This is a genomic window from Pelagimonas varians, from assembly GCF_003208435.1.
Lineage (GTDB): Bacteria > Pseudomonadota > Alphaproteobacteria > Rhodobacterales > Rhodobacteraceae > Pelagimonas > Pelagimonas varians.
Genome location: NZ_QKMF01000006.1, coordinates 125,196 through 146,742, shown reverse-complemented (window position 1 = coordinate 146,742; position 21,547 = coordinate 125,196). Strand labels below are relative to the sequence as shown.

Annotated in this window: 20 protein-coding genes; 9 read left to right on the top strand and 11 right to left on the bottom strand. The window is 54.4% G+C overall.

The genetic code is table 11. From position 1 onward, the window contains the following. Positions 1-2 precede the first annotated feature (2 nt). The 3 genes from C8N36_RS10155 to C8N36_RS10145 are packed head-to-tail and all read left to right on the top strand — an operon-like array spanning position 3 to position 2,100. Positions 3-917 carry a sulfite exporter TauE/SafE family protein gene (locus tag C8N36_RS10155; protein WP_097803819.1) on the top strand — a complete coding sequence of 305 codons (915 nt, stop codon included), beginning with the start codon at positions 3-5 and terminating at the stop codon, positions 915-917. Further along, positions 917-1,666, top strand: a complete 750-nt coding sequence (locus tag C8N36_RS10150; RefSeq protein ID WP_370739141.1) for a TIGR02186 family protein — start codon at positions 917-919, stop codon at positions 1,664-1,666. The genes C8N36_RS10155 and C8N36_RS10150 overlap by 1 nt, the downstream gene beginning before the upstream one ends. Then, positions 1,663-2,100 carry an acyl-CoA thioesterase gene (locus C8N36_RS10145; RefSeq protein WP_097803632.1) on the top strand — a complete coding sequence of 146 codons (438 nt, stop codon included), beginning with the start codon at positions 1,663-1,665 and terminating at the stop codon, positions 2,098-2,100. Before C8N36_RS10150 ends, C8N36_RS10145 begins: the two co-directional genes overlap by 4 nt. A gap of 94 nt (positions 2,101-2,194) precedes the next feature. Here the strand turns inward: C8N36_RS10145 and uvrC are convergent, their stop codons facing one another. The 5 genes from uvrC to C8N36_RS10120 form a co-directional block, all read right to left on the bottom strand. Then, a complete protein-coding gene (gene uvrC, locus C8N36_RS10140) occupies positions 2,195-4,036 on the bottom strand; it encodes an excinuclease ABC subunit UvrC (RefSeq protein ID WP_097803820.1) in 1,842 nt (613 codons plus the stop codon). Between the two features lie 325 nt (positions 4,037-4,361). Further along, positions 4,362-5,138 carry an SDR family oxidoreductase gene (locus C8N36_RS10135; protein WP_097803633.1) on the bottom strand — a complete coding sequence of 259 codons (777 nt, stop codon included), beginning with the start codon at positions 5,136-5,138 and terminating at the stop codon, positions 4,362-4,364. A gap of 15 nt (positions 5,139-5,153) precedes the next feature. Beyond that, positions 5,154-6,101: a calcium/sodium antiporter gene (locus C8N36_RS10130; RefSeq protein ID WP_097803634.1), complete on the bottom strand. Its 948-nt coding sequence runs from the start codon at positions 6,099-6,101 to the stop codon at positions 5,154-5,156. A 169-nt stretch (positions 6,102-6,270) separates the two neighbouring features. After that, positions 6,271-7,065 (bottom strand): S49 family peptidase, encoded by a 795-nt coding sequence (locus C8N36_RS10125; RefSeq protein WP_097803635.1) that lies wholly within the window; start codon positions 7,063-7,065, stop codon positions 6,271-6,273. A gap of 202 nt (positions 7,066-7,267) precedes the next feature. Next, positions 7,268-9,457: a primosomal protein N' gene (locus C8N36_RS10120; protein ID WP_097803636.1), complete on the bottom strand. Its 2,190-nt coding sequence runs from the start codon at positions 9,455-9,457 to the stop codon at positions 7,268-7,270. A 119-nt stretch (positions 9,458-9,576) separates the two neighbouring features. On the opposite strand from C8N36_RS10120, the gene fsa reads away from it, so the two are divergent. Then, positions 9,577-10,230, top strand: coding sequence for a fructose-6-phosphate aldolase (gene fsa / locus C8N36_RS10115; protein ID WP_097803637.1), 654 nt, complete (start codon positions 9,577-9,579; stop codon positions 10,228-10,230). Between the two features lie 78 nt (positions 10,231-10,308). On the opposite strand, the gene C8N36_RS10110 is transcribed toward fsa, so the two are convergent. Together C8N36_RS10110 and parA are read right to left on the bottom strand one after the other, a co-directional pair. Next, on the bottom strand, positions 10,309-11,169 hold the full coding sequence (locus tag C8N36_RS10110; RefSeq protein ID WP_097803638.1) for a DUF6206 family protein: 861 nt from the start codon (positions 11,167-11,169) through the stop codon (positions 10,309-10,311). 24 nt (positions 11,170-11,193) lie between these two features. After that, the gene (parA, locus tag C8N36_RS10105; protein ID WP_097803639.1) at positions 11,194-11,835 is read right to left on the bottom strand and encodes a ParA family partition ATPase; all 642 of its coding nucleotides are present in this window, start codon (positions 11,833-11,835) and stop codon (positions 11,194-11,196) included. Between the two features lie 136 nt (positions 11,836-11,971). Here parA and C8N36_RS10100 point away from each other — a divergent pair, with 136 nt between their 5' ends. Beyond that, entirely contained in the window at positions 11,972-12,637 is a 666-nt protein-coding gene (locus C8N36_RS10100; RefSeq protein WP_097803640.1) for a hypothetical protein, read from the top strand. Between the two features lie 77 nt (positions 12,638-12,714). After that, positions 12,715-13,167, top strand: a complete 453-nt coding sequence (locus tag C8N36_RS10095; protein WP_342769576.1) for a HugZ family pyridoxamine 5'-phosphate oxidase — start codon at positions 12,715-12,717, stop codon at positions 13,165-13,167. A gap of 139 nt (positions 13,168-13,306) precedes the next feature. On the opposite strand, the gene C8N36_RS10090 is transcribed toward C8N36_RS10095, so the two are convergent. Next, complete coding sequence (locus tag C8N36_RS10090) at positions 13,307-14,884, bottom strand: lysine--tRNA ligase (RefSeq protein ID WP_097803821.1); 1,578 nt, start codon at positions 14,882-14,884, stop codon at positions 13,307-13,309. Between the two features lie 101 nt (positions 14,885-14,985). Here C8N36_RS10090 and C8N36_RS10085 point away from each other — a divergent pair, with 101 nt between their 5' ends. Both C8N36_RS10085 and C8N36_RS10080 read left to right on the top strand, forming a co-directional pair. Then, entirely contained in the window at positions 14,986-15,408 is a 423-nt protein-coding gene (locus C8N36_RS10085; protein ID WP_097803822.1) for a tellurite resistance TerB family protein, read from the top strand. A 124-nt stretch (positions 15,409-15,532) separates the two neighbouring features. Then, entirely contained in the window at positions 15,533-15,961 is a 429-nt protein-coding gene (locus tag C8N36_RS10080) for a L,D-transpeptidase (RefSeq protein WP_097803642.1), read from the top strand. Between the two features lie 16 nt (positions 15,962-15,977). On the opposite strand, the gene dacB is transcribed toward C8N36_RS10080, so the two are convergent. The 3 genes from dacB to C8N36_RS10065 form a co-directional block, all read right to left on the bottom strand. Then, on the bottom strand, positions 15,978-17,486 hold the full coding sequence (gene dacB, locus C8N36_RS10075; RefSeq protein ID WP_097803643.1) for a D-alanyl-D-alanine carboxypeptidase/D-alanyl-D-alanine endopeptidase: 1,509 nt from the start codon (positions 17,484-17,486) through the stop codon (positions 15,978-15,980). A 54-nt stretch (positions 17,487-17,540) separates the two neighbouring features. Beyond that, a complete protein-coding gene (locus C8N36_RS10070; RefSeq protein ID WP_255253604.1) occupies positions 17,541-18,170 on the bottom strand; it encodes a nicotinate-nucleotide adenylyltransferase in 630 nt (209 codons plus the stop codon). A gap of 75 nt (positions 18,171-18,245) precedes the next feature. Further along, entirely contained in the window at positions 18,246-19,682 is a 1,437-nt protein-coding gene (locus tag C8N36_RS10065; RefSeq protein WP_097803644.1) for a methyl-accepting chemotaxis protein, read from the bottom strand. A 202-nt stretch (positions 19,683-19,884) separates the two neighbouring features. Between C8N36_RS10065 and ettA the strand changes: the two genes are divergently transcribed. Then, entirely contained in the window at positions 19,885-21,540 is a 1,656-nt protein-coding gene (gene ettA, locus C8N36_RS10060) for an energy-dependent translational throttle protein EttA (protein ID WP_097803645.1), read from the top strand. Positions 21,541-21,547: the final 7 nt, after the last annotated feature.

Here is a 21,547-nt window from a genome sequence, read left to right as displayed (position 1 = left end):
ACATGCAGGTCTATCTTCCTATTGCCGAAGTATCGGTTAATGCCTTTCTCCTTTTGGGGCTAGGCGGTCTCGTGGGTGTGCTTTCGGGCATGTTTGGCGTTGGTGGCGGGTTCTTGATGACCCCGCTTTTGTTCTTTATCGGCATTCCTCCTGCGGTTGCCGTCGCAACAGAAGCAAACCAGATTGTTGCATCGTCTTTTTCTGGCGTCCTCGCCCACTTCAGACGAAAGACGGTGGATCTCCGAATGGGCACTGTCTTGCTCGTCGGAGGGCTGTTTGGTGCAGCCCTGGGCGTTGTTGTTTTCAACTACCTCAAAAGCGTTGGCCAAGTCGATTTGCTGGTCAAACTATGCTATGTTGTCTTTCTTGGCATCATCGGCGGTATGATGTTCTTCGAAAGCCTGAATGCCATGCGCAAATCGCGTGCAGGCGTGGTGCCTAAGCGGAAGAAACACAACTGGATCCATGGACTTCCGTTCAAAATGCGGTTTCGCACATCGGGGCTCTATATCTCGGTCATTCCGCCTTTGATCGTCGGTGTAGCCGTAGGTATTTTGGCGGCGATCATGGGGGTTGGCGGCGGCTTCATCATGGTTCCGGCCATGATCTACCTGCTGGGTATGCCGACCAAAGTTGTTGTCGGCACCTCGCTGTTTCAGATCATCTTTGTGACAGCTTTCACTACGATGCTGCACGCGACAACAAACTTTACCGTGGACATCGTTCTGGCCGTTTTACTGCTTGTCGGTGGTGTCATCGGGGCCCAGTTCGGGGCAGTCCTCGGGGCCAAACTCAAAGCCGAGCAATTGCGTATTTTGCTGGCGCTCATGGTCCTTGGTGTTTGCGGCAAGCTCGCCTTTGACCTGTTGGTCATGCCATCTGAGCTGTTCAGCCTTGGCACGGCGGGGGGGCATTGATGCGACTATTGCTAGCCTTACTCATGGTCCTTGCCACACCTTTGATGGCCGAAGAAGTCGTGCTGGGCCTCTCCAAAGACGAAATCGCAATTTCGGCGGACTTCGACGGGTCCGAAATCCTGATCTATGGCGCAGTGAAACGTGAAACAACGATCCCGGACGAACCTTTACAGGTGATCATCACTGTCTCGGGACCGTCGCATCAAGTTACCGTGCGCAAAAAAGACCGCCGGTTCGGCATCTGGATCAACACGGAATCCGCAGAGATCGACGAGGCTCCGAGTTTTTATGCCGTTGCCACATCTGATGAATGGTCCAAGGTCATCAGCGAAACCGAAGACCTGCGCCATCAAATTTCAGTTGAGCGGGCCATTCGCGCCGTCGGCATCAACGCAGATGACCCACAGCGCTTCTCAAAGGCGTTGATCCGCATTCTGAGTTCCGAGAACAAGTACCAACAGCGCGACTTCGAAGTAAATCTGCGTGAACAAACCTTGTTCGACACCTCGATTGCCATGCCTGCCAACTTGACCGAAGGGTCTCATAAAATTCGGGTTTTCTTGACCCGGAACCAAGAGGTTGTCTCGATCTATGCAACCGAAATTGACGTGCGCAAAGTTGGGCTTGAACGTTGGTTATTTACCCTGTCCCGGCAACAGCCGGTGATCTACGGTCTTATGTCGCTAGCGATTGCCATTATTGCAGGTTGGGGTGCCTCTGCGGCCTTCCAGATTTTGCGCCGCGGATGAGCCGCCCACTCCCCTCCGTTCGACACGCTTATCGCGACTTCATACCGATGCAAACACGTTGGGCTGACAATGATGAATACGGCCACATGAATAACGCGACCTATATGTCGCTCTTTGATACGGCGATCAGCACTTGGCAGATGCACAATGGCCTCGATATCCGCGGCCCCAAAGCGCTCCGCTTCCTGGTTGTGGAATCTGGCTGCCGGTATTTTTCAGAAACCGGATTTCCAGATGCCTTGCACGCAGGCATCCGCTTGGGTCATCTTGGCAATAGCTCCTGCCGCTTCGAAATCGGCTTGTTTTGCAACGACCAACCAACAGCCTGCGCCGAAGGTTTCTTTACGCAGGTGCTAGTTGGTGACCGCTCGAACCCGACACCGATCCCTGTACGTGTCCGTGAAACCCTTTCGCGGCTGCTCCCTGCCAGTTAGAACCATCAGATCGCGTATTGCTCCGAGGAGGAGGCCGTTTTAGGCCGACAGACGAGACCCCAAGCATGCCGCAAGGCATTCCTTTGACCAGCGATCAGCCCTTTTCATGGAAATAGTCATAAATCTTTTCTGCAAGGGCCTCACTGACCCCTTCTACGGCCTTCAAATCCACCAAATTGGCGCGTGTGACCGCCTTGGCAGAGCCAAAATGCGCCAGCAGCGCCCGTTTGCGGGCGGCCCCCACTCCGGGCACCTCATCCAGTGGGTTCGCCATCTGTGACTTCGCCCGTTTAGCCCTATGCGTGCCGATCGCAAACCTATGCGCTTCATCGCGCATACGTTGGATGAAATACAGCACCGGATCATTGTGGCGTAGCGCAAAGACCCGCTGGCCAACACGGTGGAACTCTTCTTTCCCGTGATCCCGGTCCACCCCTTTGGCGACTCCGACCATAGGCACTTCCTCGACACTATATTCGCGCATGATCTCGGCCACAGCAGACACCTGCCCTGCGCCGCCATCAATCAGCAAAAGGTCAGGCCATAGCCCTTTGCTTCGATCCGGATCTTCCTTTTGCAACCTTGTAAACCGGCGCGACAGGACTTCTTTCATCATGCCAAAATCGTCTCCCGGCACCAAGTCCTCGCCCTTGATGTTGTACTTGCGATACTGATTTTTCATAAACCCGTCTGGACCGGCGACAATCATACCGCCCACAGCGTTGGTGCCTTGAATGTGGCTGTTGTCGTAGACTTCGATCCGCTTGGGCGGGCCCTCCAGGCCAAAAGCCTCGGCTACACCACGCAGCAGTTTGGCCTGGGTTGCGGTTTCAGACATCTTGCGAGCCAGACTTTCGCGCGCGTTGCGGGCCGCGCCATCAACCAGTTCAGCCTTTTCGCCGCGAAGAGGCACCGCGATCTCAACTTTGCGCCCCAATTTTTCCGATAGAGCCTGTGTCATCAGATCATCATTCTCGATCCCATGATTCAAAAGGATCAATTTCGCCGGGTCTTTTTGATCGTAGAATTGCCCCATAAAGGCCTCTAACACTTCGGCAGCATCCACATCCTCACCCACACGCGGATAAAAATCCTTGTTCCCCCAGTTTTGGTTCGCCCGAATGAAAAACACCTGAACGCAGGCTTGGCCATTCTCCAAATGCAGTGCGATCACATCGGCCTCAGGCACCGTACGCGGATTGATACCTTGTGCAGTTTGCACCTGCGTCAGCGCTTTGATCCGGTCCCGCAGAGCCGCAGCGCGCTCGAACTCCATCGCATCTGAGGCGTCCTGCATTTGTTCGGCCAGCATCACCTGTATTTCGGTGGACTTGCCTTGCAAGAACCGCGTCGAATCCACAACACTAGCGTGATATTCCTCAGGCGAAATTTTCCCGACGCAGGGTGCCGTGCAGCGCTTGATTTGATACTGCAAACAGGGTCGTGTGCGACTGGCAAACATCGCATCGTTGCAGTTTCGGAGCTGAAATCCGCGCTGCAACTGGTTCAGCGTCCGGTTAACAGCACCGGCGCTGGCGAAGGGCCCAAAGTACTGGCCCCCTTCTTTTTTCGCGCCGCGATGCTTTTTGATCATCGGGTATTCGTGATCCGTAACGACAATATTTGGGAATGACTTATCGTCGCGCAGAAGAACGTTGTATTTCGGCTTCAGCTGCTTGATCAGGTTTTGTTCTAGCAGCAACGCCTCGGTTTCAGTCCGAGTGGTCAGAAACATCATCGTCTTGGTGTCTGCAATCATTCGAGAAATGCGCCCCGAATGTCCTGTTGGACGAGCATAGCTCGAAACCCGCGCCCTCAGGTTGCGCGCCTTCCCTACATACAGCACTCTGCTCTGCTCATCCAACATCCGATACACCCCCGGCGAGCTGTCCAGAGTCTTTAGATAGGATTGAATAATGTCGTGTCCGTGCTGCATGTTAAGCACTCAGTCCCCGATGATTTTGCCGACAGATCAAAGCTGTATGATTCCATCTCACGGCTGCAATGCAAAGCGCTTTGATACAAGTGGTATTACATCCACCGTTTCTGTGGATAACTCTGTAGGCAAAATCTGTGTATACAACAATTTTCCTTGTTTTTATGCCACTTCCGGTAATTGCCTAATTTTTAGGCGATTAGCTAACACGCTGAAAGTTAAATGAAAAATTATAAACACTGAGCAAGTCATTGACTACATTAAGAAAATTGTAACACTTTCTTAACATTCAGATCACCGGTGCAAAACCTATATTTCAGTGGCGTCATTCGACCCCCAAAACGTCTGGTGTTTGCCAACCAAGATGCTGACCTCCATCCGTGCAAATAAGCTGTCCCGTCACCCCCGGAGCATCCAGAAAATACCCCAACGCTGCCGTGATATCAGAAGGGTTTGACCCGCGTTGTAGAACCGTGTTGCGACGTTGATTTGTAAAATGTTCAGAGCTTTGACGCGCGCCCTGTAGGGTCGGCCCTGGACCTATTGCATTGACCCGTACTCGCGGGGCCAGCCCCTGTGCAGCGGTCTGGGTCAAGGCCCACAACCCCATCTTGGCCAGGGTATAGCTTGAGAACTCAGGAGTCAGCTTTCGCACCCGTTGGTCAAGCATATTAACCACCAACCCCTGCGCTACCGGCTCTCCCATGTCATCCGTCATAGGTGCTGGTACTTGATGCTGAAATGCTTGGGTTAACACGAAAGGGGCACGCAAATTGCTTTCAAAGTGGCGGTCCCAGCTGTTCCGCGTTGCCGTATGCAAGTTATCGTATTCAAACACCGATGCATTGTTCACCAAAACCGTCAAAGGCCCGCCAAGCGCCTCGATCGCACGTGGCACCAGACCTTGCATTTGATCTTCGTTCAAAAGGTCCGCCTGAAGCGCCACCGCCTGCCGGCCCAATGCTTCGATCCGGTTAACGGTATCAATTGCATCAGCCTCCGAGCCTGAATAGTGCACAGCGACATCGTAGCCCCGCTGCGCGAGGTAGAGCGCCATAGATCGCCCAAGGCGCCGTGCAGCGCCTGTTACCAATGCCTGCATACTGTGCGTGCCTCCTTAGACTAGGACAACGCCAATGTAAGTCACGTATAGCCCTGTCAAAACAACACCCCATACCCGCCCCAAATCAAACTTCATTAGAACGAAGGGGATCAACAATGCGGATGTAGCCAGCATCACCCAGATGTCAAATCGCAAGAACGCCGGATCAACAGGCATCGGTGCAATCAAGGATGCAACGCCAATGACCGCCAGCAAGTTGAACATGTTCGACCCGATCACATTGCCTATGGCCACATCAGCCTGTTTCCGGATCGCTGCCATCACAGTGGTTGCCAGTTCCGGCATCGACGTCCCCACCGCCACCAGCGTCAATCCAATCACCGTGTCCGGCACACCAAACATCACCGCAATCTCGGTCGCGCTATCCACCAACATGTCCGCGCCAAGAGGTAAGCCAATCATACCGAGCAGCAAAAACAAAAAGATCTTCCACCAAGGCATGTCCGGGTCGGCCCCTTCAGGCTCTTCGAGATCTTCGATCCCTTGACCTACTTTGCGGTGGGCGAGCGCGTCCTGCATCGTAGCGAACAGAATGTAGGCTAGGACCGTCAGCAAGACCACGCCAGCCACCCAGTCAAACACCCCTCGAAAGGCCAATGCAATGAACAAAGCCGTGGCCATCATCATCTGATAATAGCTTTTGGACGTGTCGCATTGGCTGGTGTGCATCACAGTGATCATGGCCGGAACGCCCAAAACCAACAGCACATTGGCGGTGTTTGATCCAATCACATTGCCCAACGCGATGCCGGGTACACCGCTAAGTGCAGCCTTGATAGAAATCAGCAATTCAGGTGCCGAGGTGCCAAAGGCAACAATGGTCAAACTGACGATCAGCGCAGGAATACCCACACGAAGGCTGAGATTAACCGCCCCCTTGACCAAAGCATCACCAGCCAAAAGCAGGATCAAAAGACCCAAAACCGCTAAGACAAAGACCATTTCAGCCCTTTCGTTTGCCGCAGTCGCATGGACCCCGGCCAATCTTGTAGCGCCCGCACTTGGGGCATTTAGCTGAATTCAACCGGGCTTGGCCGGGAAATCGCAAACGTCCGAACATCGCAAGAACAGCTATAAACACCAAAAAGATTGAGACAATCTTGACCAGCATTCAAAGACCAAATCGCGCAAATTCAGCGCGTTCCTCAATCTCGCCCAGCGCTCCTTGCATGGCCTGAATGCCAATTCGAGGTAAAAACGGCTTTTTCTGTTCCAAACGATGGAACTTCACCTTGTCGCCAAATCGATCTTTCATCGCAGGAACCAGATGGCCGATGCCGTCCGCTAGCCCTTCGTCCACCGCCGATTGGCCAATCCAAACTTCGCCAGTGAACAGATCGGGGTTGTTCGTCAACTTGTCGCCGCGCCGCGTGCGGACATGGGCAATGAACTGATCATGTAACTGTTCCAACAAGCGATTCAGACGCGCGACGTCTTCCTCGTTCTCGGGGCGGAACGGATCCAGCATGCTTTTGGATTTCCCCGCAGTGTGAACCCGCCGCTCAATCCCTTGCCTTTGCAAGAAAACATGCGCACCGAACCCGGCGGATATCACGCCGATAGATCCAAGGATCGAACAACTGTCGGCAATGATTTCATCCGCGGCTGAAGCCAACCAATACCCACCAGAGGCCGCAACATCCTCTACAAAGGCATAGACAGGCACATCGTTTTCATCCGCCAGGCGTCTGATACGCGCACCGATGAGGGCGCTTTGCACCGGAGAGCCCCCCGGAGAATTAATCTCAAGCGCCACCGCATCAGGTTTACGCTTGAATGCTTTTTCCAGAATACTGGCCACGGACCGATCACTCAGGCTACCGCGCCCAGAGGCACCAATCGCCCCTTGCAGCCGAACAACGGCAACTTGGGGATGGGATTTCAAAAAAGGGATCCATCTTCTCATGAAGTTGATGTAGAGCCGCCCTGTCAGACAAACAAGATACAGTCATCATTTCACAGCCTCTTGTGACCAATACGCCCTGATGCCTCAATCACGATGCTTTGGTCCGAAGACGGGGTTTGGGGGTTCGCCCCCAAGGCCTGCGTGGCCTGAACGCAATCTGTAGTGTGCGGGGCATGGCCCGCGCCAGCAGCGAAACTCTGCGTCAAAAGAAATTTTGCGGATCAATGTCGATCGACATGCGCAAGTCGCCCTTTAGTTGAACTTGCGCCGCCCACTCCGCCAAGGCCCTTTGCAACATCACGTCTTTCGGAGCTTTAACAAGCAACCTGACCCGATGGCGTCCACGCACCCGCGCAATCGGTGCAGGAGCCGGGCCAAACACTGTCGCCCCTACCCGCCGCAACGGTGTATCATTTCGCGCCAGATGATTGCCCAAATCAAAGACCTTCCCAACGTCCTCCCCCGACAGAACGACCCCCGCCAAACGCCCGAAAGGCGGCATGGCGGCTGCACGGCGCTCATCCAACTCGGCCTTCCAGAACGCCTCCTCGTCGCCTGCCAAGATCGCACGGATCACCGGATGTTCGGGCTGAAACGTTTGCAACATTGCTGTTCCCGGCTTTTCCGCCCGCCCTGCACGCCCGGCCACCTGCCGCATCAGTTGAAACGTCCGTTCGGCGGCCCGCAAATCCGATCCTTGCAGCCCCAAATCCGAATCGATTACTCCAACCAGTGTGAGCAAAGGAAAGTTGTGCCCCTTGGCCACCAACTGCGTGCCAATGATGATGTCTGCTGCGCCTTCGGCAATCGCTTCGATCTGGCCTTTCAGTTCGCGTGCCGTCCCGTACAAATCCGATGATAGAACGGCAATTCGGGCGTCTGGGAACAGCTCCTTTGCCTCTTCTGCCAACCGCTCCACCCCCGGACCAACTGGAGCAAGCTTGTCCACGGCTTCACATGATGGGCAAACTTCGGGCATCGGTTTGCTTTCACCGCATTGGTGACACACCAACCGCTTGAGGAACCTGTGTTCAACCATGCGGGCGTCGCAATCATCACAGGCAATCTGTTGCCCACAGGCTCGGCACAGCGTCACCGGCGCATAGCCACGTCTGTTCAAGAACAACAAAGCCTGCTCGCCCTGCCCGACCCGGGCCTGGACTGCTCGCCTCAGGGTCGGCGAAATCCAGCGGTTCGACGGCAAGGTTTCCGCCCGCATGTCGATCGTTTTCATCTTGGGCAAAATCGCAGGCCCGTAGCGCGAATTCAAAATGACACGGCTATATTTTCCTGTTTCCGCGTTATTCCAGCTTTCCAGCGAAGGTGTTGCGGATGCCAAAACCACCTGTGCCCCAAGGATCGAAGCCCGTAGAACAGCCATATCGCGGGCATTGTAAAGCACACCATCATCTTGCTTGTAGGAGGTGTCATGTTCCTCATCGACAACAATCAGTCCCAAGCGCTGGAAGGGTAAGAACAGCGCCGATCTGGCCCCAACGACCATCTGCGCCTGCCCCTGAGCGACCATCTTCCACACCCGGCGGCGTTCCGTCATCGTCACACCAGAATGCCACTCCGCCGGTTTGGCTCCAAAGCGTGCTTCGACCCGTGTCAGGAATTCACCGGTCAGGGCGATTTCAGGTAACAGCACCAAGGCTTGCCGCCCTTGCCGCAAGCATTCTGCGACGGCTTCCAAATAGACCTCGGTCTTTCCCGATCCGGTCACGCCTTTCAAAAGTACGGTATTATATTCAAGCGAGGCTTGTCCCGCCCGCAGCATCGACGCCGCTTCTTCTTGATCTTCTGTCAGGTCTTTGCCGCCGTGATCCGGATCAAGCATAGCAAAGGCAGTGTCGCGCGGGCTTTGCTCTTCGCGCACCGCGCCGGTCTTCACCAAACCTTTGACCACAGAAGTCGTAACACCTGCCGATTCGGCCAACTCCTTGAGCGTCAAAGACAGCCCGCCCATGTCATGGCAGGCCTCAAGCACCCGCCGGCGGGCATCCGTCATGCGCGGCGGTTCGCCCTCGCCCAAGCGGTATATTTTTTGCATCGACGGCGGATCGCCCAAGCCGGGCGCACGGGTACCCAAGCGCAGCATCGCGTTCATCTGCGTCAAGGTGTAGGCACCGCAGCGTTCCAAAAAGCTTCGCATTTCATCACGCATCGGCGCAACATCAAGCACCCGGATAACCTGTCTTATCTTGGAATAGTCAAAGTCGCCGCGTCCCGCCCCCCAAACAACGCCGATCACCTTGCGCGGCCCAAGTGGCACCTCAACAAAAGCGCCAAGGTGACAGCCGCCTTCTGGCGCACGGTAATCCAGCAACCGGTCAAGAGGCTGCGTTGTCTGTACCGCTACCAGCGCGTTTTCGTCAAAGAACCCCTGCATCACACCTCTGCTCAACGTTAGCGCCAACAATACTCTGACAATGAGGCTTCCTGTAGCGCCCTTCCTGAGGTAAGACACCGGCGATCAATTGCCAAGCTTCGCCTGGAGGGCCAACCGCTATGAAATTCTTTGTAGACACTGCCGATATCGCTGCAATCGCCGAACTCAACGACCTTGGCATGGTCGACGGCGTCACAACCAACCCATCAATCATCGCCAAATCCGGCCGTGACATTCTGGAAGTTACCAAAGAGATCTGTGATCTGGTTGAAGGTCCTGTTTCTGCCGAAGTTGTTGCCCTAGACGCCGATTCGATGATCACCGAAGGCCGCAAACTGGCCGAGATTGCCGAAAACATTGCCGTAAAAGTGCCATTGACATGGGACGGGCTGAAAGCCTGTAAAGTATTGTCAGGCGAAGGAAAAATGGTAAACGTCACCCTGTGTTTCTCGGCCAATCAGGCGCTGCTGGCAGCAAAAGCCGGTGCGACATTCATTTCGCCCTTCATTGGCCGTTTGGACGACATCAATCTGGATGGGTTGGAACTGATTTCCGACATTCGCGATATCTATGACAACTACGGATTTGACACTCAAATTCTGGCGGCTTCTATCCGCAATGCCAACCACATGAGCGATTGTGCGAAAATCGGTGCTGATGTGGCGACCGCCCCTCCCGCCGTTATCAAAGCAATGGCAAACCACGTTTTGACTGACAAAGGTCTGGCCGGTTTTATGGCTGATATCGCAAAAGCAGGTATCAAAATCGTCTAATTTGGACGCTAGGGTGGATGCGAGGGGCCAGCCCCTCGCGCTCCCCGGGATATTTTTGGACAGAAGAAAAGGCGGGGCTTAGGTCTCGCCTTTTTCTTTGAGATTCGGCTCCCCCTGAAGACCCAGAAGTTTTCGGAAACCCGTCCAGTAGCCCGGTAAGCGGGGCGGTTCTTGCATGCCGGCCAAGGCCTCATCCAGCCACGGCTGCATCCGGCGCTGCGCAAAATCGCGGCCCCAACTTAGATAGGCTTGCGCATCATCGGGGCGCAACCGGCACGCCGACCCCACAAGACCAACAAGGGTTTCGGGAGGGGAATACCATTCGTCCTGAATGCCTGTGACCTTGTTTTGAAAGAGAGGACCAACGACTCGCATCAGCCGCTTGTCCGAAAAGGTCAAAAGCATCTTGCCCATTTCATCGCGGGAATAATGGATGAGCGGCGGAAATGTATCGAAGAAAACCGCACGCCCATCCACATAGGCAAAATTCCGGATAGACGGGTGGAAGCCGATACGGGTGTCGATGTCCTGCGCCCAATGCCAGAAGGTCGAGATAACTTCGCCTGCGGCCTCCATCATCTCGAGCGTTTCATCCACGGGTCGAGACAGCATCAGCGGTCGCATCATACTATCAGAAGGGAGCGCTTCTTGGACAATAACGGGGATACGGGTGCCGTCCATGTCCAACAGGTAGAAGTCTGTCTGAGGCAATCCGACTTTGGAATCGTACATTGCCTGAACGTAGTCATCATGGCAGGTTTTGAGCCTATCGAGAGCTGAAGCATCGGACAAGCCGCGGTAGACTTTGATCACCTTGTCTGCAAAAGGCCCGGATGCGGGACGGAACGGTGCGCAGAAATATCCAAGCTTGGACACAGGTTGACCCTGCGTCTTGGAGTCGGCGCGGATCAGTTGGGCCAGTTCGGCAAGATCAGTCATTCAAGCTCTCCTTTGGCAGGGTCTTTAGCCTGTTGCCAGACGCTCCGCCACCTCTGCCATAAGGGAAAGCACTTCATCGCTTGCGGCTGTCTTGCGGCCGTCCAGTACGCCAAGTCCCTGCCCCATGGTTTCTGCATATCCAACGCGGTGCGCCAAGGCCGACTTTGCGACATCAGCGCCAAGTTGCAAAGCCGCTTGGGCCACCTCGGCCCCAAGGCGGGTGCCTTGGCGGGTACGGTTCATCACCAAAAGCGTGTCGCGGTTTTCACGGTTCGCCAAGTCTAGCACCCCCTCCGTGGCCCAAAGGTCCACGTGGCTGGCAGATACGGGCACAACAACCAGATCGGCGACGCGCAGCGCCGGGCGCAAATCACTATCAGCCTTGGGCGGGGTATCAATGATGACCAAGTCGTTGTTTGCGGTCAGTTTTCGGCATTCCAACGAAATCCCCCACGCTGAAGAAGTGGTGAAATCCAGATCGTCACACAGGCTTGGATCACGTTCGATCCGCGTCATATACCAACGCCCGAGGCTGCCTTGAGGATCCAGATCAACCAGAGCAACGCGCTTGCCTTGCTGCCGAAACCCGAGCGCCAAATGCGCAGCCAGCGTGGTTTTACCACTGCCACCTTTTTGCTGTGCAACAGTAATGACATGTCCCGGCATAAGGCGCTCCTGATTGCTAGTTGGGCATCACCTTGCACGCGGGGTCAGCCAAAGGCCAGCCCCCCTTAACTTACGCTTAACTTACTATTAACTAAGTTTAAGGCATTCTTTTCGGCAACTAGGGGCAAAATTATCCATGTTGCGTGGCACGCTTGCTTTGTTGGTCATGAGTTTAAGCGCCGGAATGGGGCACGCAGGCGCTTGGCCACGTGAAAAAGGGTCGGGGTTTGCCAGCGTGTCTGTCCGCCTCGGGTGGCCACAAAATCTGGAAGAATGGGCCTCATCTGACCCAACCAGCGAATATCGCACAGCTTATCTCGAATACGGATTAACCGATCGGTTTATGATTGGTATCGATTTTGGAAATTCGGTTTCCGGCGACACCAAAGCTATCGCATTTTTGCAATATCCCTTACGCGACCAAGACGACGGGCCAAAAATAGCGGTTCAGTTCGGGTTTGGAGAAATCTCGAAAGAGCGCGTGGTGCGGCCCGGTCTGGCTGCCGGTTGGGGGTTGGAAAAAGGCTGGCTCAGCATCGAAAGTTTTATGGAGCTGCGCCCCGATTCTGGCAAAGCTGACTACAAAGTCGATTTGACTTGGGGGCGCAATCTGGCCATGGATCGCAAGTTCATCGTCCAGTTGCAAACAGGCGTCCCTGACGGGGATCCTCCCTTTGCGCGCATTGCGCCTTCGGTCGTTTTCCCGATCACCCAGCACTACATGCTCGAAACCGGAGCCACTTGGGGCGTGCACAGTGATTCATCCATGGGAATGAAAGTTGAGCTTTGGGCAGAATTCTAATGGCCGTTCACACCTTGCCCTTCTAAACTACCGAGATGACAAATCCAATTCGTCCCACTGATGATGAAGCCAGGCTTTTGGCCCAAAAACTGCTGCAGGAAGCCCGGTTCGCCGCTTTGGGTTTCACCGATCCAAATAGCAATTCCCCGATGGTGACCCGCATTTCATGTGTCCCGTGCCCCTCAGGGGGACCGCTTTCATTGGTGTCAGACCTCAGCGCACACACCCAAGCGCTGCGCCGCAACCCAGCTTGCGCGTTTCTCATCGGAGAACCAAAAGACAAGGGGGACCCGCTGACCCATCCGAGGCTCAGTCTTCAAGGAACAGCCGAATTCATCAACCACTCTGACGCGGATTATCAGAGCCTCGCCCCCCACTATTTGGGGCTGTATCCCAAAGCGAAACTCTACATCGGTTTTACTGATTTTTCATTCTTACGCCTGAAGGTCAGGCGGGGCTTCTTGAATGGAGGGTTTGGAAAGGCGTTTGAATTGACCCCTCAGGATCTAGCGCCAAACAGACAGGCCTAAGACGTTACCGGCACCAGAGAAGCGAATCCGAAAGTTTGCGGGATGGTGGGCGGGGCGACGTGCTTGCACAAGCGGCGTCCAGCCCGCAAACAAAAAGGCTGCCCCAACCGAGGCAGCCTTCATCTGTAACTTAAATGCGTTAGCCCAAGTCGCCGGCCAAGCCTTTTTCAATCAAAGACACTGTCTCAAGCACACCGTAAAGTGCGATGAACCCGCCAAAGCGTGGGCCTTGGCTTTGGCCCAAAAGCACTTCGTATAGCGCTTTGAACCACTCTCGCAGCGGGTCAAACCCGTGCTCTTTGCCAACTGCAAACACGATGGTTTGCAGCGCTTCATCAGTCACCTCTTCGCCAAAATCACGCAAACGCTGGGCCAAATCTTCCATGGCGCTACGTTCTTGATCATTCGGAGCCCGGAACACTTTGCTCGGTTTGACAAAGTCCTCGTAATATTTGACCGCAAAACCTGCCGCCGCATCCAAATCGGGGTGCGTGTCCGGTGTCGCATCCGGCGCATAGCGGCGGATAAAGCCCCACATCGCATCTTTGTCGTCCGCACCCGCCGCAGACGCCAGATTCAGCAACATCGAAAATGGCACAACCATTTTCGATTCCGGCACGTCCCCATTGTGGATATGCCAAACCGGATTGTTGACCTGCGCTTTGACGTCTTGGTTCGGATAGGCCCGCAACTGCTGATGGTATTCATCCATCGCCTTGGGAATCACATCGAAATACATGCGCTTGGCCGTTTTCGGCTTTTGGTACATGAAGTAGCTCAGGCTTTCAGAGGACGCATACCGCAGCCACTCGTCAATCGAGATACCGTTACCAGACGTCTTCGAGATCTTTTGACCTTTGTCGTCCAAGAACAATTCGTAGGTGAAATGTTCGGGCGGTTTGACACCCAAAACGCGGCAAATCCCGTCATAGATCGGCGTATTGGTGCTGTGATCTTTGCCGTACATCTCGAAATCGACGCCCAAAGCCGCCCAACGTGCGCCAAAATCAGGTTTCCACTGCAATTTCACATTGCCGCCCGTCACCGGAAGCGTCCATTCCTTGCCCTCTTCATCGTCAAAGGTGATTTCCCCTTTCACGGCATCAACATTCTTCATCGGAACATACAAAACCCGGCCCGTTTCGGGATGGATTGGCAAGAAGATCGAATAGGTCGCGGCCCGCTCGTCGCGCAATGACTTGAGCATGATTTTCATCACGTCATCGTATTTTTCACAGGCGCGCAGCAAGATGTCATCGAACTTGCCGTCCTTGTAGAATTCGGTCGCCGAGATGAATTCATACTCGAAGCCAAAGGTATCAAGGAAACGGCGCAACATGGCGTTGTTGTGATGGCCAAAGCTGTCATGGGTACCGAATGGGTCCGGCACGGTTGTCAGCGGCATTTGTAGGTGCTCTTGAAGCATTTCCTGGTTGGGCAGGTTGCCCGGAACTTTGCGCATTCCGTCCATATCATCTGAAAAACAAATCAAACGGGTCGGAATATCGCTGATCACTTCAAAGGCCTGACGGATCATTGTCGTCCGCGCCACCTCACCAAAGGTGCCGATATGGGGCAAACCCGAGGGGCCGTAGCCGGTCTCGAACAGTACATACCCCTTTTCAGGCGGCGTCTTTTCGTACCGTTTGAGCAAACGGCGGGCTTCTTCAAAGGGCCATGCCTTAGTGCTCATCGCCGCGTCGCGCAGATCGGACATCAGATTCTCCTGAATGATGGGTTGCGGTCCGCTTCCTATTGCCCCAGCGCGCATAGGTCAATAAATTGCGCCGCGACGCCGCATTTTTGAAAGGTCCGGTTATGACAGACGCCCCACACCCGCTCAGCCCACAAGATTGCCTTGTGGCACTGATGATTGCCGTCTCTGCTTCGGATGAAAATGTCCGCACCGCCGAACTGGTCAAAATCGATTCGGCCGTCAACAATTTGCCAGTTTTTGGCAATTACGACGCAGATCGCGTCCGCGACATGTCCGTTTTAGTGTTTGAACTCTTCAGCCAGGAAGACGGACTCGATGCTCTTTTCGGGTTGATCCGCAACGATTTGCCCGAAAAATTGTTCGAAACAGCCTATGCTTTGGCCTGCGATGTTGCGGCAGCTGATGGCACCTTGAAAGAATCTGAACTGCGTTTGCTCGAAGAGATTCGCTATGAGTTGAGCATCGACAGATTGCATGCAGCCGCGATTGAACGTGGTTCTCGGGCACGGCACATGTCGCTTTGACCTAGCCCTTCATCGGTTTTGCCGGTTTTTTCCCGGGTCAGGTATCCCTGACTGACCTGGGCTTAACTCTTTTGTATAGTTCTGGTGGGCATTGTTGCCACGCTGCTTTTACTGGAGGGATACTATGAACCGGATTTTCGCAACCATTTTGGGTGTCACTTTAATTTGCCTTATGCCGGCAATCAGCTCTGCTGCTGCTCTGGTCGCCAAGGTGGATGTGTCTTCTCAGACCATGACGGTTATCCACAATGGGCAGGTAGCCTATCAGTGGCCGGTTTCCACAGCGCGCAAAGGCAAATACACACCGCGCGGATCTTGGTCAGCCAAGTGGCTGTCAAAGAACCACAAATCCAGCTTATACAACAACGCGCCCATGCCGCACTCGATTTTCTTTAATGGCAATTATGCTATTCACGGCACCAACCAAATCAGCCGCCTTGGACGGCCGGCATCTGCTGGCTGCGTTCGCTTGCATCCTGATCACGCAGCACGGTTGTTTGAGCTGACGCGCAGTGTCGGAAAATCGAACATGCAGGTTGTGATTCAAAACTGAGAACGCCACCAGGCAATCAGCTGCTATAAACGATTCCCCAGCGTTCGATCAAAGACTGTTGCAGAGACTTCGCCCGGCGGTTCCACTCTCGCCCACCCGGCGGACGTTCTCTTTCTGATTTTGTTAGCGCCGCGCGGCGATCAAGGTTTGCTGCAAAAATAGCAAATACCAACTCGGTGCCATCGGGAAGGTCAACATATCCAGCCAAACCGCTGACAAAGTTCAGCGTCCCGGTCTTTGCGTGCACGGATAGCGGGTGGTCCTTAATCAAGTTTCGGTTCTCGTCCAACATCCGGAATGATTTGAGAAGCGGCTTCAATTCATTGGACTTTCGTAGAGCCAACAATGCGTGCATCATATCGCCCGCACTGATGCGGCTACTTTCCCCCAGCCCGGAATGATCGACCAATGCGGCCGATTGCACACCCAGCGTTTCCTTGGCCCAAGCGTTCAACTCTTTGGCAGAGTTTTCCAAACTGCTTGGCCGGTTTCCAGTACGCACATAGGTCGCAGTAAGCCCCACCACTTCGGCCGTTAGATTGGTTGACCACTTCAACATGTCTTTCAAGATCTTGTGCAGGGGCTCACTGCTGTACGCAGTCACTGTTTCCCCTTCAGGCACATCCCCCTGCAACACAATTGGCGCAGACAGTTTGATGCCCTGCGCACCAGCAAAGGTTTGGAAAACTTCGCCTGCGTAGACTTCGGGCTTTCGAACAGGTAGCCAACGGGCGCCGCCATTCCCCAAAGCCCCTTTTGCAACTGTCCAAGTGTCAATCCCTGCGTGATCTGCATATGTGTAAACAGGCGCACTTCGGGCAATGATCTGCATGCTTGCCATTTTGACCGAAGGACGGTGCCGCTCGGTACGGGCTTGCATGGTCACGTTGTAACTGCCGCTTGCTTGCCGCCATTCAAAATGCACGCGATTGTAGTTCACATTCAAACCGGAGACGGAGGGATTATAACCGACATGATCCGGCTGGCCTGAATCAATATCCCGAAGCATCGGCAGTGCGCCCCCCCAGACTATAAAATCGCCCTTGACTGCTGTAATCCCTGCCGTTTTGAGCTGGCCAGCCAAGCTGGCCAACCCGTCTGTACTCAACGTTGGATCACCGCCGCCTGCCAGGATCAAATCACCCTGAACCACCCCATTCAACAGGCCACCCGTTGCGATCAAACGTGTCTTAAAACGATAATCATGACCCAAGACGTCAAGGCCGTAGGCCGCGGTCAACGCTTTGGCGACACTGGCGGGCGGTTGTCCCAAGTCCGGGTTGCGCTGCTCCAGCCGTTTTCCGGTTGCAACGTTCGCAACCGCAAACCCGACCCGCCCGCCCAAGCGCGCCGCATCAACCAAAGCTTCTGCCGGTTTTTGAAGTTCACGCAACATGTCAGTGCCGCGCGCAACAGGTCTTAGCGACTTTTCAGGGGCATTCGCCCAGCTTGGGTGTGCAAATCCAGTCGCGCCAAACGCCGCCACACTCCCTAAAAATAACCGTCTTGAAATCATTTTCGTCATTTCTTGATCTAAGCCCAGCCCGACCGAATGGGCAACAGGACAAACGTTGAACTCTTATTCACTTAGTCGCGCATTCCCGCTTGCCCAGGCACCAGAAGCCCGGATCTGGGAAGAACTAATACCCGTCATCGGCATATTCACAAAACACCATTGCGGCGCGGCTTTTCGGCCCAAAAGACGCGAATTGCGCCCGTTCAAGCGTGCACTGCGAAAAATCCGGGACGCCACCGAGGTCCTCGCGTCGATCCGCAAACCCGGGCGAGCCAGCACTCCTACGGGCACAGTGCGCATGATGCCGCGCCAGTTTTCCCAACGATGAAACTGGGACAGATTGTCAGCCCCCATCAACCATATGAAATTCACGCCGTCCCATGTATGTTGAAGTTTTTTAAGCGTTTCGTAGGTGTAGCGCGATTGATGCCGGGCCTCGAAATCGCTTATCAAAATGCGCGGATGCGACACGAGCTTCTGCGCGGCCTCCAGCCGTCGTGGCAAGGGAGCCGGAGCTGAGGCTTTAAGCGGATTACCTGGACTGATCAGCCAAAGCACACGATCAAGGTCAAAGCGTTTCATTGCCTCTAAGGACAGATGCAAATGCCCGGTGTGTGGCGGATCAAACGACCCTCCTAAAACGCCAACCCGCAATCCACGCGTCAACAACACACCTTCAGAACTTTTTGTCACACTTGCTCCGTGCAAAGCCGAACAATTTCTTTAGAGGGATAGGGGCAACGCCATTTGACTGCAAGGAGACAGAACTTACATGGCTGACATACGGCCACCGCGACTGTTGTTTGAAATCCCTCTATGAACCCCATGGGGATGGAAAGATTTCAACGGGTTGGTTTTGGTCACTTCCAACCTCGCAACTATGGACTGCAGCCCGGAAATCTGTTGCTGCAACGATCGCCCACTTTGTGCGCACTGTACCACCAAAGATGTCTCTTGCTGCGTGTGAGACTGCCATGAAGAAAGTCTGGTATCGACCCCGGATATTTCGATTGCCTGTTTTGATGCACGACCAGCGATCCCTTGCACACTTTCGGCGATCTGCGTGGCCTCTTGTGAAATGGCTTCGACCACGATCCCCATTTGCCCGACCAGTTGGGCTGCGCAGGCGACTTTTTCATTCGACGTTTCGATCAGCTCGTGAATTGCGGATGCGCTGTCAGAAGACCGTTTCGCCAAGGAGCGCACTTCGGATGCAACAACGGAAAAGCCTAACCCCGCACTCCCCGCACGGGCCGCCTCAACGCTTGCGTTCAATGATAAAAGGCTGGTTTGAAACGCTATGTCATCTATGTCCTCAATAGCCTGCCCAATTTGCTTGGTCATCTTCTGGATTTCATGCATCGCCTCAACGGTCTTTGCGTTCAGGTCTTTTCCTCTCTCGGCTTGCGCTTTGGTTTGCGCAAAGCACTGCTCCGTTTGCACTGCATCATCGGCTGTCGCGAAAAACACCTTACTCATCCGCTCAAACGCGCTTGTCTTTTGCGTCATCAGAGCGTTCTGACGTGTAACGCGGCACGACAGCCCTTCTGCCAAATTGATCAAGTCACAGGCGCCTTGGTTTGTCAGTGTCACGCGGGTGCCCATTTCATGAATGAACCGCCCAAGTTTCCCAACCAACTGGTTGAATTCTTCGCAAACGACTTTGTGTTCGTCATCTACATGCTGGGTGATGTGGCACGTCAGATCACCGGCGCTGAGCCTGCCCAGTGCCACGCGTATTGTCTCAAGGCCAGAGGCCATGTCAACCATCCGGATTTCTGCTTTGGATGCCTTTGCGTTTAGCGTTTCCAGGCTTTTCTTGAGCGCAAGGTAGACATCCGAGAATGCTGCATCCGCAAGACCCTGATACTCTCCATGGCTTCGCAACACCTGTGCCATATCTGCGATCAAAGCTCTGCGTTGATCCATCAGCCTGCCAGACAGAACCAAACACGACACACAAACACTCAGCAACGCAATCAACGGAATGCCGATCAAGAAGACTGAGAGATTGCGCCAGAGAAACTCAGCCGGAATTTGCCCACTGGCCAAGGCGTGAACATCCCTGTCCAACACCCAAAACCCTGCGCAAACAAGAACAACCGTCAAACCCAAGGCAGGAACAAGGGCAACACCCAGAACCTGCCATTTGCTCAGGAAAGCCCCTGTCAGTTGGGTTTGGCGGGCTTGTTCAGCAACCAACATCCAATTTCTCCGTTTGCACCACGGCCCCCTTTTTGACGCCCCACGTAATGGCCATAAAGACTGGCGAAACCTTTAGATCCAATTAATGGTTAATACCTGCGTGTGATCCAAAGGAACGCGCATTGAAACACCCTGATTGCGCCTGCCAGCGCAAAGCGTTACTTGGGCGGTCAACACAAAAAACTCAGCGGAGCGATGACCCATGGCTGCTTATCAATATGTCTATCACATGGATGGCGTGTCCAAGACCTATCCCGGTGGTAAAAAGTGCTTTGAAAACATCCGGCTGAGCTTTCTTCCCGGTGTGAAAATCGGTGTCGTTGGCGTCAACGGCGCAGGTAAGTCGACCCTGATGAAAATCATGGCGGGAATCGACAAAGATTTCGGTGGTGAAGCATGGGCGGCAGAAGGTGCCAAAGTGGGCTATCTGCCTCAGGAGCCGCATTTGGACGAAAGCCTTGATGTGCGTGGCAACGTGATGTTGGGGGTGAAGTCTAAAAAGGACATCCTTGATCGCTACAACGAGCTGGCGATGAACTACAGCGACGAAACCGCTGACGAGATGGCCCAACTGCAAGACGAGATCGACGCGCAGAACCTGTGGGATCTTGATAGCCAGATTGATGTCGCGATGGAGGCCCTGCGCTGTCCTGCCGACGACGCCAACGTTGCAAACCTGTCCGGCGGTGAAAAACGCCGTGTAGCCCTGTGCAAACTGCTGCTCGAAGCGCCTGACATGCTGCTGCTCGACGAACCAACCAACCACCTGGATGCGGAAACCATTGCATGGTTGCAAAACCATCTGGTCGAATACAAAGGCACAATCCTTATCATCACTCACGACCGCTATTTCCTGGATGACATCACGGGTTGGATTTTGGAACTGGATCGTGGTCGCGGCATTCCCTACGAAGGCAACTATTCCGCGTGGCTGGAGCAAAAGGCAAAACGCCTGTCGCAAGAAGCCCGCGAGGACAAATCCAAGCAAAAGACGCTGGAACGCGAATTGGAATGGATGCAACAGGGGGCCAAAGCCCGCCAAGCCAAATCCAAAGCCCGTATTGCCGCCTATGAAGAGATGGCAGGCCAGTCAGAGCGTGAAAAAGTTGGTCGCGCTCAGATCATTATCCCGAATGGTCAACGTCTTGGCTCTAAGGTGATCGAAGTTGAGAACCTGACCAAAGCAATGGGCGACAAGCTTTTGATCGAAAACCTGTCTTTTAGCCTGCCACCCGGCGGCATTGTCGGCGTGATCGGGCCAAACGGTGCGGGTAAGTCGACCCTGTTCAAAATGTTGACCGACGGGGAACAGCCCGATGGCGGCACAATTGAACTTGGGGATACCGTTCAACTTTCCTACGTCGATCAGTCACGTGATGATCTGGCCGATGGCGAAACTGTCTGGCAGGCCATCACTGGCGGTGCCGAAATAATCAAGCTAGGCGACGCGGAAATCAACAGCCGCGCCTATTGCTCGTCCTTTAACTTCAAGGGCGGCGATCAACAAAAGCCGGTCAACAAACTGTCGGGCGGGGAACGCAACCGCGTCCACATGGCGCGCTTGTTGAAATCAGGTGGCAATGTCTTGCTGCTCGATGAACCAACCAACGATTTGGACGTCGAAACGCTGCGGGCGCTCGAAGACGCACTGACGGATTTCGCGGGTTGTGCTGTTGTGATTTCACACGATCGCTTTTTCCTCGACCGGATTTGCACGCACATCCTTGCCTTCGAGGGGGAGGCGCATGTGGAATGGTTTGAAGGTAACTTCGAAGACTACGAAGAAGACAAAAAGCGCCGCCTTGGTGAAAACGCGCTGGAACCCACACGTGTGAAGTTCAAGAAGTTCGTGCGTTAATCAGCGC